The organism is Ruegeria sp. D7 (assembly GCF_056534355.1).
Window position 1 is genome coordinate 23344 of the sequence record NZ_JBQFPG010000008.1, and the last position, 18092, is coordinate 41435.

Genomic DNA, 18092 nt, shown 5'->3' on the forward strand with positions numbered 1-18092 from the left:
AAAGGCGACCCAAGGGGTTTATACTCCCGTTGCCGGTATACCTGTCCGCTCAACAGGCCGGGGCGCTGTCAACTCTTTCCAGGTGCTCAGCGCCTTGTTCACATGGGTATTGGCCTCACGTGCCACGAACTTACCGTGCCCTTCCTGAGTCTGAATCTCGCCATCATGTACAGCCACCGCACCGCGGGTCAGCGTGAACCGAGGCAGCCCTCGCACCTCTTTGCCCTCGAAGACGTTGTAGTCGATCGACGACTGCTGCGTATCAGCCGAGATCACCTTGGCCTTATCCGGATCCCAAACCACCAGATCAGCATCCGCTCCCACGAGAACCGCACCTTTTTTCGGATAACAATTCAATATCTTGGCGATGTTAGTTGAAGTAACAGCCACGAACTCATTCGGTGTCAACCTACCTGTATTCACCCCATGTGTCCAAAGCATCGGCATCCGATCCTCCAGCCCTCCGGTCCCGTTCGGTATTTTGGTGAAATCACCCACGCCATATCGTTTCTGCTCGGTGGTAAAGGCACAATGGTCCGTTGCTACGACGCTCAGCGTTCCTGACTGCAAACCGTTCCACAAGCTATCCTGATGCTGTTTGTTCCGGAACGGAGGGCTCATGACTCGCCGTGCCGCATGCTCCCAATCGTGGTGGAAATACTCGCTTTCATCCAATGTTAGGTGTTGGATCAAAGGCTCGCCCCAAACCCGTTTGCCCTGCATCTTGGCGCGTCGAATAGCCTCGTGCGCCTCCTCACAGGAAGTATGCACCACATAGAGCGGCACACCCGCCATATCCGCGATCATGATCGCGCGGTTGGTTGCCTCGCCTTCCACCTGTGGTGGGCGGGAATAGGCATGCGCCTCTGGCCCTGTGTTTCCTTCGGCCAACAACTTCGCGCTCAGTTCAGCGACCACATCGCCATTCTCGGCATGGACCATCGCAGTGCCACCCAACTCGGCCAGACGCTTGAACGAAGCAAACAGCTCATCGTCGTTCACCATCAGCGCGCCTTTATAGGCCATGAAATGCTTGAAGGTGTTGATGCCACGCGTCTCGATGACGGTTTTGATGTCATCAAACACCTGCTCGCCCCACCAGGTCACCGCCATATGGAACGAATAATCACAATTCGCGCGCGTTGACTTGTTGTCCCAACGCTTCAGGGCGTCCAACAGGCTTTCGCCCGGATTGGGCAACGCGAAATCCACCACCATCGTGGTCCCGCCTGCCAGCGCTGCGCGTGTGCCGCTTTCGAAATCATCGCTGGAATAGGTTCCCATAAACGGCATTTCCAGATGCGTGTGCGGGTCGATCCCTCCGGGCATGACATAACAGCCCGATGCATCAAGTTCCTTATCACCTCGCAGGTCCGGCCCAATCTCAGTAATCACACCACCTTCGACCTTTACATCCGCCTTATAGGTCAGATCAGCGGTCACAACGGTTCCGTTCTTGATTACAGTGCTCATGTTAAACTCCCTGATGCGGTCTGCGCCGCTTGCTTCATCTGGCTAAAAATATCCCGGGGGAGCCGCCCATCGGGCGACGGGGGCAGAGCCCCCTATTCCACGATCCCAGCCGTCTCAACGACCGCATGCAACAGAACATCCGCCCCAGCTGCAGCCCAATCCTTGCTGATCTCCTCAGCTTCATTATGGCTCAACCCATCAACGCATGGGCACATCACCATCGCTGTTGGCGCCACCCGGTTGATCCAGCAGGCATCATGTCCGGCGCCCGAGATGATATCCGTATGCGAATACCCCAACCGCTCAGCCGCATCGCGCACCGCCGCCACGCAACCCTCATCAAACTTCACCGGATCAAAACCGCCCACCTTCTCGAATTCGATCTGCAGCCCCATCTCTTCGACGATGTCTTCAGCTGCGACCCGCAGACGGTTCTCCATATCAGTGATCACGTCCAACTCGGGCGAGCGAAAATCGACCGTGAACACTGCCTTTCCAGGGATCACATTGCGTGAGTTCGGATAGACATCGATATGCCCCGCCGCACCCACGGCATGAGGTGCATGCGACCATGCAATCTCGTCCACTTTCTCAAGAATACGCGCCATCGCCAGCCCGGCATTCTTGCGCATCGGCATCGGTGTAGACCCAGTATGCGCATCCTTGCCGGTCACGGTAACCTGGGTCCAGCTCAAACCCTGACCATGGGTTACAACGCCAATATCCTTACCCTCAGCTTCCAGAATCGGGCCCTGTTCAATGTGCAACTCAAAGAAAGCGTGCATCTTGCGCGCGCCAACCTCTTCATCGCCGCGCCAACCGATGCGGTTCAGTTCATCCCCGAACTTCTTTCCTTCGGCATCCTCACGTGCATAAGCCCAGTCCTGAGTGTGCATTCCGGCAAACACCCCCGAAGACAACATCGCCGGGGCATATCGCGTTCCTTCTTCGTTGGTCCAATTGGTGGCCACAATAGGGTGCTTGGTCTTGATGCCCAGGTCATTCAGCGTGCGAATGATCTCCAGCCCACCAAGCACGCCAAGAACGCCATCATACTTGCCACCTGTGGGCTGCGTATCCAAATGCGACCCTACATAAACCGGCAGAGCCTCGGGGTCCGCTCCCTCTCGTCGGGCAAACATATTGCCCATCTGGTCCAGCCCCATCGAGCAACCGGCATCCTCGCACCATTTCTGAAACAGCGCGCGCCCGTCGGCGTCCTCGTCCGTTAGCGTCTGACGGTTGTTCCCACCCGCGACGCCTGGGCCGATCTTGGCCATCTCCATCAGGCTGTCCCATAACCTGTCGCCATTGATCCTGAGATTCTGCGCCGGAGCTGCCATCTTGTTCTTCCCTGTTGCTTGCGATTTGGCTCGCTTTTGGTGTCTTGATTTGACCATCTGGTCAAACTCACGCTATCACGGGTTCGACATCAGTCAAGAAATTGCAGTGGCCTGCCGGAATTTTCGACATAATTGACACCCAACTGGCCGAAAAAAGGACAACAGGTGAACATGCCCAAAGACCGCGCCCCAACCCGGATTCAGCAAAAGAACCGAGCAGCGATTCTCGAGGCGGCCCTGAATGTGTTCTCAGCCCACGGTTTTCGCGGCGCAACCGTCGACCAAATTGCAGCTGAGGCGGGGCTGAGCAAGCCCAACCTGCTCTATTATTTTCCATCGAAAGAAGCGATCCATACAGCCCTGTTGTCGGGTCTGCTTGAAGTCTGGCTCGCTCCCCTGCACGCGTTGAATGAGGATGGCGACCCGCTGGAAGAAATACTGTCTTATATCCAACGCAAGCTTGAGATGAGCCGCGATCTGCCGCGCGAGAGCCGCCTCTTTGCCAATGAGCTTGTTCAGGGCGCGCCGCGCATTCATGAAGCTTTGTCCAGCGATCTCAAAAAACTGGTCGATGAAAAAACCACGATTCTGACAAGCTGGATGGCTCAGGGCAAAATTGCACGAGTCCATCCCTATCATCTGATTTTCTCGATCTGGGCACTGACACAGCATTATGCGGATTTCGATGTTCAAGTCCGGGCAATTCTTGGGGAAGAAGACCCATTCGAAGGCGCAGTTCCGTTCGTGGAAACGCTCTATCGAAAACTGCTTACACCTTAAGAAACACTTAACCCTATTGAGAAAAGCTCGGAGCATGATGACGTATCGCTCAGATCCCGAGCCTTGGATCACCCAGCTTTTCTCGTCCCGATCTGCTCGAACGGGAGCTGTTGTACGACGCTCAGTTGCTTGGGTCGAACGCGAGGTTGGTCACGCGGCTTTTCAGGCAGAAGTGAAACGGCGCGGATACCAGTTGATCCGCACCGCCAATCAATATGTCATCATCTGCCACAACGGACCCATCGACATTCTGTTCTGAGAAAATTCGCCGAATTTTCTACGCCAAGATTTTTCGACGAAAAATCTCTGACTACTCCGCCGCTTTCGCCATGGGGTTGTTGGGGTGTGTCGTCCAATTGGCATATTCAGGATCAACGACCTTGCCTGTGCGCGGATCAACCGCTCCGGCGGCCATCGGCTCCATGGAAATACACCCCTCTACAGGGCACACATCCACGCAAAGATTGCAGGCTACGCATTCCTCGTCGATCACTTCGAACACCCGATCCTCCGACATCGAAATCGCCTGATGGCTGGTGTCTTCACAGGCTGCAAAACAGCGACCGCATTTGATGCACTGATCCTGATCGATCTTCGCTTTGGCGATGTAGTTGAGGTTCAGATATTGCCAATCAGTCACATTGGGCACTGCGCGTCCGATCACTTCGTCGATATTGGCATAGCCTTTCTCATCCATCCATTCCGACAGGCCAGCCGTCAATTCATCGATGATTTTAAACCCATAGGTCATCGCTGCAGTGCAGACCTGAACAGTGCCGCAACCCAGCGAGATAAACTCTGCTGCATCGCGCCAAGTGGTGACGCCACCGATGCCTGAGATCGGCAGCCCATGCGTGGCTTCGGCCCGCGCAATCTCGGACACCATCGACAACGCGATTGGTTTCACCGCCGGTCCGCAGTAGCCACCATGGCTGCCTTTACCGTCAATCGAGGGTTCGGGGCTGAACGTATCCAGATTGACGCTGGTGATCGAGTTAATCGTATTGATCAGCGATACCGCATCCGCGCCCCCATTCTTCGCCGCCGCCGCAGGTTTGCGGATATCCGTAATGTTCGGCGTTAGCTTCACGATAACTGGGCGGTCGTAATACTGTTTGCACCAACGGGTCACCATTTCGATGTATTCCGGCACCTGCCCCACGGCAGATCCCATACCCCGCTCGCTCATCCCGTGCGGACAGCCAAAATTCAGCTCGATCCCGTCCGCACCGGTTTCGGCCACACGCGGCAGAATGGCCTTCCAAGCAGCCTCCTCACAGGGCACCATGATCGAGGCGATCAGGGCGCGATCTGGATAATCCGCCTTTACGCGGGCCATTTCCTCAAGGTTCACCTCAAGCGGCCGATCTGTGATCAGTTCGATGTTGTTGAGTCCCAACAACCGGCGGTCCGCGCCATAAATCGCGCCATAGCGTGGGCCGTTCACATTCACGACCGGAGGCCCCTCGGCCCCCAAGGTCTTCCACACTACGCCGCCCCATCCGGCCTCGAAGGCGCGGCGAACATTGTACTCCTTATCCGTCGGTGGCGCGGAGGCCAGCCAATACGGGTTCGGGCTTGATATTCCAATAAAGTTTGATGTTAAATCAGCCATTTATCCGGCCTCCCTGATGCTGTTCTGCATCTTTGTCTTTGAGTTTCACGCGCTCAGAGCAGCGTGGATATCCATCGCGGCATCGCGACCTTCGGCTACGGCGGTCACGGTCAGGTCTTCGCCTCCTGCCGCACAGTCTCCGCCAGCCCACACACCGGTCATTGAAGTGCGTCCCGCCCCGGTCACGGCAATCTTATTGCCATCCAGCGTTAGGCCTTCCGGCGCACCGTCAAGCGTCTGACCGATGGCCTTAAAAACCTGATCGGCGGGCACACGGACAGTTTCACCCGTTCCGGTCAGTCGACCATCATGGCTAGCAGTATACTCCAATTCGATCTCTGCTGCGGCAGCATTTCCGTGAATAGCCACCGGCTGAACATTGCAGAGAATCCGAACACCATGCGATGCCGCCAAATCCTGTTCGTACCGGCTTGCACCCATCGCGTCGCGACCTCGGCGATAGGCGATGGTGACGTGCTCAGCGCCTAGCAGTTTCGATTTCACTGCCGCATCTACGGCAGTCATACCACCGCCAATCACAACGACATTGCGACCCACAGGTAGATCAACCAGATCGCTGGCCTGTCGCACATCCGAGATAAAGTCGACCGCCGGGCGCACCCCGTCTTTATCGACCCCATCAGCCCGCAGTGCGTTCACCCCCGCAAGTCCTATTGACAGGAAAACAGCGTCATAGTTCTCCTGCAACCCTTCCAGAGAAATCGTCTCTCCCAGAATCGAACCGGTCTCGATCGCGATCCCGCCTATTTTAAGCAGCCAATCGACCTCGGCCTGTGCAAAATCATTGGTAGATTTATACGCCGCAATCCCGTATTCGTTCAGACCGCCTGGCTTGGGCTTGCCTTCGTGGATCACCACATCGTGCCCCTGCATCGCCAGACGATGCGCACAGGCCAGACCGGCGGGCCCTGCCCCAACTACGGCAATTGTCTTGCCGGTTGATGCGGCGCGCTCGAACGGATGCGCACCCGAGGCCATCACATCATCGGTTGCATAACGCTGCAGGCGTCCGATCTCGACCGGCTTGCCTTCGGCCGTCTCACGCACGCAAGCCTCTTCACACAAAGTTTCGGTCGGACAAACCCGGGCACACATGCCGCCCAGAATGTTCTGCTCCAGAATGGTCTGCCCTGCCGCCTGCGGTTGCCCGGCCTGAATCTGGCGAATGAACAACGGAATATCGATATCCGTAGGACATGCCGTCACACATGGCGCGTCATAGCAGAAATAGCATCGATCGGCGGCCACAGCGGCCTCGTGCGGGGCCAGTGGCGGATGCAGATCGGTGAAATTCGAGGTCAGCTCATCGCTGGAAAGCCGCCCGGAGACGATCCCGGGTGCCATCTGGCCCTGTGCCATCACTCTACTCCCTGTAGATATGTTTGTTATGGACCCCAGCTTGCCACAATCTGATTTTTTATCAATTGGTAAAATTTGCCAAATGGTCAAAAAATGAAAAATCCGGGCGGAATGGTCCGGATTCAGTCAGAAATTGCCTATATTGTTGGCAGCGGTGGCTCAGACCATCCCACCCAGGTGGCCGGATTTGATCCAAACACGGGCTCCGCCCTCACCTGCTACAGCAGCAAAGCGTGATCCAGGCGGCAAGCGCAACCAGTCCCAAGTGCCAAATTCTTCGCCCGCCTCGGCAAAGCCACCTTCGATAACAAAGACCTCAAACCCCTTATCTGCGTCCAATTCAATATGTTCGCCCGCGCCCCAGGTTTGCACCTGGACATCCTCATGCGCATCCTTGAACAAATCGATATTTCCGCCCCCGTTGATCGAGCGCCGAACCTCAGTGCGGTCATCGGGGTCGAACTGATGCAGTTTGACCAGAATAGTCGCGCCTTCGCTGGCCGAAGGTGTATTGGAGGACGTCGGGGGATTGCGTACATAGCTGCCGACAGGGAAATCTCCGGTTTCATCCTGGAACACACCGTCCAGCACCAGATATTCCTCACCCCCGTCATGAGTATGCGCCGAAAACGCGCTGCCGGGGGCAAAGCGCACGATGGTTGTGGCACGCGCCACTTCCTCGCCAATGCGGTCCAGCATCTTGCGTTCGACGCCAGCAGCCGGTGACGCGACCCATTCGGTCTGATCAAAGTGAACGGCGGCCCGCTGTGTGAAATCTGCATTGACCAGCATATGCAATCCTCCTGCGTTGCTGTAGCATTAGATGGGAGCACGAGCCGGATTTGCAAACCGGTCATGCTTGGGGTTTTGACGCCCTTCACAGCTTGTTGTACTTCCGGTTGAGGCAGCGGCCGAATACCGGCCCGATCAGAAAGCGCAACACGATGCAGGCAAGCCCGGCGACATTCAACATCCTCATCATCGGGCAAAACAACCGGCTGCAATACGAGGCGCTTTTGTTCGCCGCCTCGCTGCGCCACAGCTCATCAGGGTTCAAAGGTCGGCTGTTCGTGGGGGTACCACAGCCCGGCCCTCTTTGGCCTCAGAACCCCAGCATTCAGGATGCCGAAGTTCTTGAAGCCCTGCAGCATCTGGGTGCCGAGATTCTGCCTTTTGAGTCTCATGCTTTTGGCTCGAGCTATCCCAATGGCAACAAGATCGAAGCTTTGCTGGCGATGCCAGAGGGCGAGCCCTTTGTCTTTTTCGACTCCGACACTCTGATCACCGGCGAAATTTCCGACGTCCCGTTCGATTTCGAACAGCCCGGCGCCTCACTTCGGGTCGAGGGAACATGGCCCAAACCCACGCTCTACGGCCCAGGATATGAGGGTATCTGGCGCGCACTGTATGACCGGTTCGGGTTGGATTTCGAAAGCTCTCTCGATCCCAGCCAGCCCGAGGGTTATTGGCGGCGCTACCTGTATTTTAACGCCGGTTATTTCTTCTACAAATGCCCCCGCCAATTTGGTGAGCGGTTTATGGGCTATGCCCGCACCATTCGCGACGAGGAAATCCCCGAACTGACCGGGCAAGTTCTGAACCCGTGGCTAGATCAGATCGCCTTGCCGCTGGTCATCCATTCCTTCGGTGGCGGACGGGATGCCCTGCCCGAGGGCCTGCTGGATGGTCGGATCAGCTGCCACTATCGCCTGTTCCCGATGCTCTACGCCCGCGAAAGCGATCATGTGGTCGAGATATTGGAAACCGTCGTGGCCCCGAACAAGATCAAAAAAGTGCTCAAAGGCTATGATCCACTGAAGAAGCTCGTGATACAGCGCAAGGGTGCGAAGATCCGGGCATTGTTCGACCGAAACAACCTGCCCGCACGCGAACAGGTCATTCGCAAAACGATCAAGTCCAAGGGGCTTTGGCTACGGTGAAGCGGACATTGTGCCGGGCGAGCCAATGTCCTAGAGATTCAGCAACACACATTCCAACAGGAGATTTCCTCGATGTCTGACGGACCCACCTACGGTTTTGACACGCTGCAAATTCACGCCGGGGCTCGCCCCGACCCTGCCACAGGCGCGCGCCAGACACCGATCTACCAGACCACGGCATATGTATTTCGCGACGCGGAACACGCCGCCGCGTTGTTCAACCTGCAGGAAGTGGGTTTTATCTATTCGCGCCTGACCAACCCGACTGTTGCGGTGCTGCAGGAACGTGTGGCGACGCTTGAAGGCGGTGTCGGTGCGGTCTGCTGTTCCTCGGGACACGCAGCGCAGATCATGGCGCTTTTCCCGCTGATGGGGCCGGGCTGCAATGTTGTCGCCTCGACCCGCCTCTACGGTGGGACGGTGACGCAGTTTAGCCAGACGATCAAACGTTTCGGCTGGTCGGCCAAATTCGTTGATACCGATGATCTGGACGCTGTGAAGGCCGCTATCGACGAAAACACCCGTGCAGTATTCTGCGAATCCATCGCCAATCCCGGCGGCTATGTCACTGATATCCGTGCTCTGGCGGATTTAGCCGATGCAGCAGGCATTCCGCTGATCGTCGACAACACCTCGGCCACGCCCTACCTGTGCCGCCCGATTGAACAGGGCGCGACGCTGGTCGTGCATTCGACCACCAAGTACCTGACCGGAAACGGCACCGTGACCGGCGGCTGCATCGTGGATTCGGGCAAGTTCGACTGGTCGGCAAATGACAAGTTTCCTTCGCTCAGCGAACCCGAACCCGCCTATCACGGCCTGAAATTCCACGAGACCTTCGGCCCGCTCGCCTTTACATTCCACGGCATCGCGATCGGTCTACGCGATCTGGGCATGACGATGAACCCTCAGGCGGCGCATTACACGCTGATGGGGATAGAAACGCTATCGCTACGGATGGAGCGCCATGTCGAAAACGCGCAGAAAATAGCAGCGTGGCTCGAGGCAGACGACCGTGTGGATTACGTGACATATGCTGGCCTGCCATCCTCGCCCTATAGCGACAGGGTAAAAAAGCACTACCCGCGCGGCGCGGGTGCCCTGTTCACCTTTGCGGTGAAGGGTGGCTATGACGCCTGCGTCAAGCTGGTGAACGCGCTTGAGATCTTCAGCCACGTGGCCAACCTTGGCGACGCACGGTCGCTGATCATCCACTCGGCCTCGACCACACACCGTCAGTTGACGCCCGAGCAGCAGGAAGCTGCAGGCGCAGGCCCTGGAGTGGTGCGCGTGTCCATCGGGATCGAGGATGCAGACGATCTGATCGCTGATCTCGATCAGGCTCTGTCCAAAGCCAGCGCCTGATCCGATGACCGGGCACAACACAAATGAACTGGGTCAACCCATCGGTTTTTCGGTCACGGGCGAGTTCCCTCGCCCCACGCCACCTTACACACCGATGCAGGGCCGGTTCTGTTCCGTTGTGCCATTGGATGTAAACAGGCACGCGCCCGGCTTGTACCGGGCGTTTGCCAATGACATGGACGGCCGCAATTGGACTTACCTTCCCTACGGCCCGTTCGACTCTGAGGCGGATTTCACCGCATGGGCGCAGTCAAATTGCATGGATGCGGACCCGATGTTCCATACAGTGTTCGACGCGGATGAGGTACCCGTCGGGATGGCCTCGTACCTTCGAGTCGAACCAGCCGCGGGTGCAATAGAAGTGGGCCACATCCATTTCTCACCCTTGCTGCAGCGTAAACCGCAATCAACCGAAGTGATGTATCTGATGATGCGCCGGGTGTTCGATGAGCTTGGTTATCGCCGCTATGAATGGAAATGCGACGCCCTGAACGCGCCATCAAAACGCGCAGCTGAACGTTTGGGTTTCACGTTCGAGGGCGTCTTCCGGCAGGCGACCCATTACAAAGGGCGCAACCGGGATACGGCGTGGTTTTCGATTATCGACAGCGAGTGGCCGCGCATTCGCGCGGCATTCGAGAACTGGCTTGCGCCGGGGAATTTCGATGCATCGGGCCAGCAGCGCCAACCGCTGCAAGCCCGCGTTGGATCGTAGCTTACTCCGCGATTTCGAACTCCATCGCGATATTGACCGAAACGGAAATCTCTCCGCCTGCGACCGGCACGCCACCGGCGTCCGACATCGCCATCTCGCGCATCTGAGCCATCGGGCGAACACCTCCGCCGTGGTCGTTGATCGATAGGATGGGACCCAGCGTAACCCCGGACGCCTGCGCTAGTTGCTGCGCCTTCTCGGTCGCATCTGCCACAGCTTTGGCCCGTGCTTCAGCCTCAAGCGGTTTGGGCTCTTGCACGCCAAAGCTCAGACCGCCGAAATCATTCGCACCATCCTTGATGACCGCATCCATGATCTGGCCCAGATTATCCAGATCCCGCACGCGAACCGAAACGCGGTTGGACGCGGTGAACCCAGTGATCTTGGGTGGCTCATTGCTGGAATTGCTGCGCCCCGACCAGACCGGTGAAAGCGAAAGATCGCGCGTCTGAACATCGCGCGCCTCCAATCCCATTTCGTCCAGTCGTTTGAGGATCTGCGTCACCGCATCCGAGGTCGCCTGCATCGCTACCGATGCCTGCGCATCCTGATTGGTCACGCCCAGTGTTATCGTTGCCATATCGGGTGCAACCAGAGCCGTACCGGTCCCGCTGACCGAGATGCGACGTTCTTCCGCATGGGCGGGCAGAGTCGCGGTGGCAGCGGCCATGGCGGCCAAAAAAGCAAGTGTCTTCAAGATGATCCCTCCTTGATGCTTGCTCTCAAGATGGGTGGTCGGGCCCGTACACGGCAAGGGGGAAACGTGCCTTTTTCTTTCCCTCGGCGAGTTCCTGCTCTAATCTCGGCGGGCAGACATCTAAGCGTTTGCATAAAAGCCGACAATTATGGTTCATCGCGATTATGAAACCCGCCTTTGCGCTGTCATTTTCTGAAAACGGCATTTCCTTGCATCATCAGTCGGATGGAGACTGGTACTGCATTGGAACCGTTCCATTAGATGCGTCAGATTTCGCGGACCAGATGCAGGCCCTTCGGGATCAGGGATTCGCGCTGGAAAATGACCTGAGTTGCAAGCTTGTTATTCCATCCGATCAGGTGCGCCTCTTGGTTGTCGACACCGATGGTTTGGACACCGATGCAGCGGCGAAAAAGGTCAAGGATACGTTGGCCGCAGCCACGCCCTATGAGCTCTCAGAGCTGGCTTATGTCGCGGGCGACGTGGGGACTGAGACCCCGGTTGCCGCTGTGGCCCAGCAAACGCTGGACGAAGCCAGCGCATTTGCCACCGATCATGGCTTTATCCCCGAGGCATTCTGGGTCAGCGCAACCGGCAACGATGCTCTGGACGCGCCATTTCTGGAACTGCCGATCATTGTGGATGAGGACGCAGTGATTGCGGCCCCCAAACCCGTTGATACGCCGGACATACCGGTTCACGCCATCGCTGAAGATGCAGCCCCCCCTGCATTTGAGCCTGCTACCAAAGCACTGCCCTCGTCTGCCAAGACAGGAACGGATCTGAAACGCTTTGCAATTCCTGCGATCGCAGCGTCGGTTGTGGTTGGAATGTTGCTGGGTGTCTGGTCTTACAACAGCTCTGACCCCGAAATTGTCGAAGTGGCCGAACCGTTAGAGCCCGAGCTGCAACCAGAGCCAGAAACTGCAACTGCAGAACCGCAGGCACAACCCGAACCTCAGGAAACCGAGATCGCAAGCCTCCCACAAGAACCTGAAGTGGCAGAGGAAGAACCGGTGCTCACCCCCACGGACGAGGCCATTCTCGAAGCACTGAAGATTGAACCGGAGCCGGTCGAAGACATCGCTGATCTGCCAGAGAGCAGAACCGAGTTTCGTGAGTTTACCGGCACCGCCCCCGTTGAACCTTCAGGCCTGGAGCCAGCGCCTGTGGCTGGCGTGGATAATCAATATCTCACATCGGTCGATCGCTCGGACCTGTCGACCGATTCCGTCGCACTACCCGAACTTGCCAGCCTCGACACAGATGCGTCTTTTGAGTCGATCTCTTTGCCAGGCCAAGCGGGGCAGCGGTTCAACCTGGATGAACGCGGACTTGTGACGCCAAGTGCCGAAGGCACGCTGAACCCGGCCGGTGTGATGGTTTATCTGGGTCGTCCCGCATCCGTGCCCCCCGAACCCCCAACCAGGTTCGAAACAGAACCCGATGTCATAGAAGAGGTCGATGAGAGACTCGCGGCGTTTCGCCCACGGCCACGCCCGGAAAATCTGGTGGATCAATTCGAACGCCAGCAACTTGGCGGTCGATCCCGGCAAGAGCTGGCCTCGGTCCGGCCTAAGCTGCGGCCCGAGTCTCTGCAAACCCCTCCGCAGGTCGATGAAACCCCGACTGCGCTGGCTGTTGTACGGGTACCCCGTCCAAAAATCAGGCCTGCCAGCATCACGGCGCGCGCGACACGGCAACCTAGTTCTGGGAGTGCAGCGCTGGCCTCGACCGCAAATGTGGCCAGTAATGCCGATGAAGTTGGTTCGTTCCAGCCCAGAACGGTCAATCCCAAAATTCCGTCTTCCGCGTCAGTTGCGAGACAAGCAACCATCGACAACGCGATTAACCTGCGCAAGTTGAACCTAATCGGCGTGTACGGCACCCCGGCAAACCGCCGTGCTTTGGTCCGCCTGCCCAGCGGACGCTACAAAAAGCTGAAGGTGGGCGATCGCATCGACGGAGGTAATGTCATCGCCATCGGCGACAGCGAGTTGCGCTATCAGAAGCGCGGCAAGAACATCACGCTCAAGATGCCGCGCGGGTAAAGAAAAAGCGCCATGTCGGTCAGACACGGCGCTCGGTTGATTTCATTGATTCATGTTTAGGCTGCCGAGATTTCACCCGACTCGATCTGCTCGCGTTCGATCGATTCAAACAGGGCTTTGAAGTTGCCCTCACCAAACCCGTCATCCCCTTTACGCTGAATGAACTCAAAGAAGATCGGGCCAATGACTGTTTTCGAAAAGATCTGCAGCAGAATCTTGGTCTCACCGCCATCAACTACACCTTCGCCGTCGATCAGAATGCCGTGCTTCATCATCCGATGCTTGGGCTCATCATGGCCGGACACACGGTCGTAAGACATGTCATAATAGGCCTCGTTCGGACCGGGCATGAACTTCAGACCCTTCTCGGCAATGGCATCGGTCGAGGCGTAGATATCGTCGCTGCCCACCGCGATATGCTGGATGCCTTCGCCATTGTACTTCTTCAGGTAGGAGACGATCTGTCCGGTCTCTCCACGATCTTCATTGATCGGAATGCGGATGCGACCACAAGGTGAAGTCAACGCGCGACTGTAAAGCCCGGTGAACTTACCTTGAATGTCGAAAAAGCGGATTTCACGGAAGTTGAACAGGTCGCCATAGAATTTGAACCACTTGTCCATGTTGCCCTTGAACACGTTGTGGGTCAGGTGATCGAGATAGTAGAACCCATCGCCGCGCGGTTTTGACTGCTCCAGCCATTCAAATTCCTCATTGTAGGGCGAGGTGTCATAATACTGATCGATGAAGTAGATCAGCGAACCACCAATGCCCTTGATCGCCGGAACGTTCATGGTCTTGTCTGCGCCATCATAAGGCTCAGCCCCTTTGGCGATCGCGTGCTCATAAGCCTTCTGAGCATCAACAACGCGCCAGCCCATGGCAGGGGCGCAGGGGCCGTGCTCGGCCACGAATTTGGCTGCAAAACTATCAGGATCCGCGTTCAGGATGTAGGTTACATCACCCTGTTGCCAAAGCTCGACCTTGGGGGTGTTGCGGTGATAGCCGACATAGTCGAAGCCCATTCGCGCAAACAGGTCTCGCAGCTCTTGCGGCTCGGGATGTGCGAATTCAACAAACTCAAACCCGTCGGTACCGGCTGGGTTTTCTTCGCTGATGACAGATTTCGGGGCGTTATGCGGGAAAGGACCCATGGCGCGTCTCCTCGGAAAACAGGAATTTCTTTGCTGATTCAAAAATACGCCTTAATGAGTGCTGTTTCTGCGCATTGTTTTCGTATAAACTAAGTTTAGATGCGTACTTTCCGCATATTGATTGCAAATCTTGAGGAAACGCCGCACGTGCTGGATCGGATTGATATCGGAATACTCGCAGCTTTGCAGCGCGACGCGCATCTGACGTCGCAGCAATTGGGTGATGTGCTGAATCTATCCGCCAGTCAGGCGGGCCGTCGCCGACAGCGCCTTGAGGCCGAGGGTTACATCACAGGGTACACCGCACGACTGGACCCGCTGAGGCTGGGGCTACAGGTTCAGGGGTTCATTCAGGTGCATCTGGGCACTCATGGTCCCGAACAATCCGCAGGCTTCGCCCGCATGGTCAACACCCGCCCCGAGATCACCAGCGCCTGGACGATGACAGGTGAGGCAGATTATCTGCTTCACGTCTATTGTGACGACTTATCCGCACTCAATACCTTGCTTCACGAAGTGATCCTGCCGCATCCTGCAGTTGCACGGGTGCAAAGCCAGATCGTAATGGACCAATTGAAACGCGACGCGCCGCTCCCGACCTGAGCGGATTTAAGAGGACAATAATGAACGAGTTCCTTTATCAGGCATCGATCTATCTGGCAGCTGCGGTGATCGCGGTGCCGCTTTCCGCCCGTCTGGGTCTGGGATCGGTGCTTGGTTACCTAGCTGCGGGCATCGCCATTGGCCCAATTTTGGGCCTTGTCGGGGCCGAGACGGAAAGCCTGCAGCATGTGGCCGAATTCGGCGTCGTGATGATGCTGTTCCTGATCGGGCTCGAGCTTGAGCCCCGTGCCTTGTGGGATATGCGGGACAAATTGTTAGGCTTGGGCGGGCTGCAGGTCGGCCTGTCGACCGCAGCAATCGCAGCTGTGGCGTTCTATGCGGGTCATCAATGGTCGGTGGCGCTGGCGGTTGGATTGACCTTGTCGCTTTCTTCAACGGCAATCGTGCTGCAGACCCTGTCCGAAAAGGGCCTGATGCAAACCAACGGAGGTCGAGCGACCTTCTCGGTCCTGCTGACGCAGGACATTGCCGTAATCCCGATCCTAGCTTTCCTGCCGCTGCTTGCCCTGCCCGCAAGTATCCACATCGAAGATGACGGCTCCATCAGCCGTGGCGTAGGCATAGCCAAAGACGCGGATTATCACGCCAAACTCTCGCTGGTCGAAGGTCTGCCCGGCTGGGCCGTTACGCTTGTCACCATTGGCGCCGTCGCGTTTGTCGTATTGGCTGGCATCTACCTGACCCGCCCACTGTTCCGTTTCATCCACGCCACCCACCTGCGCGAGATGTATACGGCACTGGCGCTAATGATCGTGGTCGGCATCTCGTTCCTGATGACCCTTGTGGGCCTGTCGCCCGCTCTTGGCGCGTTTCTGGCCGGAGTGGTTCTGGCCAGTTCGGAGTTCCGACACGAAATGGAAAGCGACCTTGAGCCGTTCAAGGGGCTGTTGCTGGGCCTGTTCTTCATCACCGTGGGCGCTGGGATCGATATCGGGTATTTCTTCGCCGACCCGTTTGACCTGATCGGTTTGGCCTTGCTGGTCATACTGGCCAAGGGGATCATCCTGTTCATCGTCGGGCGCGCCTTCAAGCTGCGCGGGCGCGATCACTGGCTGTTCACGCTGGGTTTGGCCCAGGCCGGTGAATTCGGCTTTGTCTTGTTGGCGTTTTCTACGCAGCAGAACGTGATTCCGCCGGGTTTGTCGCAAAAACTGTTGATGATCATTGCGCTGACCATGTTGATCACACCGCTTCTGTTTATCGTCTACGACGTACTTTCGCGCTTTCTCGGCGAGAGCAATCCGCAGGTTGAACCCGATCAGATTGACGAAAAAGGCCCTGTCATCATCGCCGGGATCGGTCGCTTTGGGCAGATCGTCAACCGGCTGGTACAGGCAAGTGGGTTTAAAACAGTTGTTCTGGACCACGATATCGAAACGATCCAGCTGATGCGACGGTTCGGTGTCAAAGGCTTCCTTGGCGACCCCACTCGCCCCGAATTGCTGCGCGCTGCTGGAATCGAAAAGGCAGCGGTCCTTGTCGCGGCCATGGATGACTACAAACAGGTCACCCGTCTCGTCGGATATGCCCGCCGCCAGCGGCCCGATCTGCACATCATCGCCCGCGCCCGCGACCGCAACCACGTCTATGAACTCTATCAGGCCGGGGCCAACGACATTGTCCGCGAGATGTTCGACGGATCGCTACGCGCGGGCCGCTATGTTTTGGAGAATATCGGCCTCAGTGAATACGAGGCCGCACAGGCCGAGCAGACCTTCTATCACCACGACCGGGGATCGGTGCGCGAGCTTGCAGAACTGTGGATCCCCGGCATGCCGACAGCCGAAAACAAGAAATACATCGAGCGTGCGCGGCAACTGGAAAAAGATCTGGAAACCGCGCTGCTGGAACTGGCCGAGGAACACGCCAAGAAGTCGGCTTAACCGTCCGACACACCCGCTTCAGCAAATGTCGCCATGCCGGAATGACAAGCAACCGCGCTTTTCAGAATGTTGATCGCCAACGCTCCGCCCGAGCCTTCGCCCAGGCGCAGGCCGAGGCTCAGCAACGGCTCTTTGCCCAGCTTGTCCAGCATCGCGGCATGTGCGCCCTCGGCACTTTGGTGGCCCGCGATGGTGTGATCCAGTGCTGTTTCCGAAATCTGCGCCAGACAGGCTGCAGCTGCGGTGCAGATGAATCCATCCAGAATAACCGGTATCCGCAATACGCGCGCGGCGGCTATCGCACCAGCCATAGCCGCAATCTCGCGTCCGCCGAGACACCTTAGAATATGAAGTCCATCGCCCTGACCATGCAGAGCGACGCCTTCCGCAACAACCCGGGTTTTGTTCGCCAGACCTGCATCATCCACACCGGTCCCGCGGCCGGTCCAGTCGGCAGAATCCCCGCCAAACAGCGCGCAAGCGATGGCGGCAGCCGGCGTGGTATTTCCGATCCCCATCTCTCCAACAACCAGCAGATCGGCCTGCGGATCAACCGACTGCCATCCTGTGCGCAGTGCGCTTAGCAATTCCTCTTCGCTCATCGCGGGGGCTTGGGTAAAATCTGCGGTCGGACGGTCCAGCTCCAGCGCGTGCACGTCCATCTTCGCGCCCGCAGCCTTTGCCAACTGGTTGATCGCCGCGCCGCCATGTTCGAAATTCATGACCATCTGCACCGTCACTTCGGGCGGGAACGCCGAGACACCTTGAGCAGTTACGCCATGGTTGCCAGCAAACACGATGACCTGCGGCGCATCGATCCGAGGCCGCGCATCCCCGCGCCAACCTGCATACCAGATCGCCAGATCCTCAAGCCGCCCCAACGCGCCGGGCGGTTTGGTTAGTTGACCGTTGCGCTCTTCCGCGCCCTGCTTGGCAGCGGTGTCCGGACCGGGTGCGCCGGTCAGCGCATTGCGGAAACTGTTCAGGTCATTGAGTTCGGGCAGCATGGAAAGCCTCGTTGCATCAGAGTGGTTGTGTGTGTTTAACCAATGCTGGCAAAGCAACAAGACCC

Annotated in this window: 16 protein-coding genes; 8 read left to right on the forward strand and 8 right to left on the reverse strand. The window is 57.5% G+C overall.

From position 1 onward, the window contains the following. Positions 1-18: 18 nt before the first annotated feature. Both hydA and ACRZ9U_RS12545 read right to left on the reverse strand, forming a co-directional pair. A complete protein-coding gene (hydA, locus tag ACRZ9U_RS12540) occupies positions 19-1473 on the reverse strand; it encodes a dihydropyrimidinase (RefSeq protein WP_170393377.1) in 1455 nt (484 codons plus the stop codon). Between the two features lie 92 nt (positions 1474-1565). Further along, positions 1566-2816: a Zn-dependent hydrolase gene (locus tag ACRZ9U_RS12545; RefSeq protein ID WP_170405131.1), complete on the reverse strand. Its 1251-nt coding sequence runs from the start codon at positions 2814-2816 to the stop codon at positions 1566-1568. 171 nt (positions 2817-2987) lie between these two features. On the opposite strand from ACRZ9U_RS12545, the gene ACRZ9U_RS12550 reads away from it, so the two are divergent. Both ACRZ9U_RS12550 and ACRZ9U_RS12555 read left to right on the forward strand, forming a co-directional pair. Next, on the forward strand, positions 2988-3596 hold the full coding sequence (locus ACRZ9U_RS12550; protein ID WP_170393378.1) for a TetR family transcriptional regulator C-terminal domain-containing protein: 609 nt from the start codon (positions 2988-2990) through the stop codon (positions 3594-3596). A gap of 37 nt (positions 3597-3633) precedes the next feature. Beyond that, positions 3634-3855 (forward strand): N-(5'-phosphoribosyl)anthranilate isomerase, encoded by a 222-nt coding sequence (locus tag ACRZ9U_RS12555; RefSeq protein WP_480901977.1) that lies wholly within the window; start codon positions 3634-3636, stop codon positions 3853-3855. A gap of 51 nt (positions 3856-3906) precedes the next feature. On the opposite strand, the gene preA is transcribed toward ACRZ9U_RS12555, so the two are convergent. The 3 genes from preA to ACRZ9U_RS12570 all read right to left on the reverse strand — a co-directional run bounded on the left by preA (position 3907) and on the right by ACRZ9U_RS12570 (position 7383). Then, positions 3907-5211 carry an NAD-dependent dihydropyrimidine dehydrogenase subunit PreA gene (gene preA, locus ACRZ9U_RS12560; RefSeq protein ID WP_170405125.1) on the reverse strand — a complete coding sequence of 435 codons (1305 nt, stop codon included), beginning with the start codon at positions 5209-5211 and terminating at the stop codon, positions 3907-3909. A 45-nt stretch (positions 5212-5256) separates the two neighbouring features. Beyond that, the gene (locus ACRZ9U_RS12565) at positions 5257-6591 is read right to left on the reverse strand and encodes an NAD(P)-dependent oxidoreductase (protein ID WP_480901980.1); all 1335 of its coding nucleotides are present in this window, start codon (positions 6589-6591) and stop codon (positions 5257-5259) included. Between the two features lie 159 nt (positions 6592-6750). Beyond that, positions 6751-7383: a cupin domain-containing protein gene (locus tag ACRZ9U_RS12570; RefSeq protein ID WP_170405119.1), complete on the reverse strand. Its 633-nt coding sequence runs from the start codon at positions 7381-7383 to the stop codon at positions 6751-6753. Between the two features lie 152 nt (positions 7384-7535). On the opposite strand from ACRZ9U_RS12570, the gene ACRZ9U_RS12575 reads away from it, so the two are divergent. From ACRZ9U_RS12575 to ACRZ9U_RS12585, 3 genes are all read left to right on the forward strand, one after another. Then, on the forward strand, positions 7536-8531 hold the full coding sequence (locus ACRZ9U_RS12575; protein ID WP_170405116.1) for a hypothetical protein: 996 nt from the start codon (positions 7536-7538) through the stop codon (positions 8529-8531). 72 nt (positions 8532-8603) lie between these two features. After that, positions 8604-9896, forward strand: a complete 1293-nt coding sequence (locus tag ACRZ9U_RS12580) for an O-acetylhomoserine aminocarboxypropyltransferase/cysteine synthase family protein (RefSeq protein WP_170405113.1) — start codon at positions 8604-8606, stop codon at positions 9894-9896. A gap of 4 nt (positions 9897-9900) precedes the next feature. Continuing rightward, positions 9901-10611: a GNAT family N-acetyltransferase gene (locus ACRZ9U_RS12585; RefSeq protein WP_170735250.1), complete on the forward strand. Its 711-nt coding sequence runs from the start codon at positions 9901-9903 to the stop codon at positions 10609-10611. A 1-nt stretch (position 10612) separates the two neighbouring features. Here ACRZ9U_RS12585 and ACRZ9U_RS12590 read toward each other — a convergent pair whose 3' ends face one another. Then, complete coding sequence (locus ACRZ9U_RS12590) at positions 10613-11308, reverse strand: SIMPL domain-containing protein (protein ID WP_170405107.1); 696 nt, start codon at positions 11306-11308, stop codon at positions 10613-10615. A 164-nt stretch (positions 11309-11472) separates the two neighbouring features. On the opposite strand from ACRZ9U_RS12590, the gene ACRZ9U_RS12595 reads away from it, so the two are divergent. Beyond that, the gene (locus ACRZ9U_RS12595) at positions 11473-13359 is read left to right on the forward strand and encodes a hypothetical protein (RefSeq protein WP_170405104.1); all 1887 of its coding nucleotides are present in this window, start codon (positions 11473-11475) and stop codon (positions 13357-13359) included. A gap of 56 nt (positions 13360-13415) precedes the next feature. Here ACRZ9U_RS12595 and hppD read toward each other — a convergent pair whose 3' ends face one another. Continuing rightward, entirely contained in the window at positions 13416-14513 is a 1098-nt protein-coding gene (gene hppD / locus ACRZ9U_RS12600; RefSeq protein ID WP_170393394.1) for a 4-hydroxyphenylpyruvate dioxygenase, read from the reverse strand. Positions 14514-14612: 99 nt separating this feature from the next. Here hppD and ACRZ9U_RS12605 point away from each other — a divergent pair, with 99 nt between their 5' ends. Together ACRZ9U_RS12605 and ACRZ9U_RS12610 are read left to right on the forward strand one after the other, a co-directional pair. Next, a complete protein-coding gene (locus ACRZ9U_RS12605; RefSeq protein WP_370644441.1) occupies positions 14613-15116 on the forward strand; it encodes an Lrp/AsnC family transcriptional regulator in 504 nt (167 codons plus the stop codon). A gap of 20 nt (positions 15117-15136) precedes the next feature. Next, positions 15137-17020: a monovalent cation:proton antiporter-2 (CPA2) family protein gene (locus ACRZ9U_RS12610; protein ID WP_170393396.1), complete on the forward strand. Its 1884-nt coding sequence runs from the start codon at positions 15137-15139 to the stop codon at positions 17018-17020. On the opposite strand, the gene cobT is transcribed toward ACRZ9U_RS12610, so the two are convergent. Next, complete coding sequence (cobT, locus tag ACRZ9U_RS12615) at positions 17017-18027, reverse strand: nicotinate-nucleotide--dimethylbenzimidazole phosphoribosyltransferase (protein WP_170405098.1); 1011 nt, start codon at positions 18025-18027, stop codon at positions 17017-17019. The genes ACRZ9U_RS12610 and cobT overlap by 4 nt on opposite strands. Positions 18028-18092: the final 65 nt, after the last annotated feature.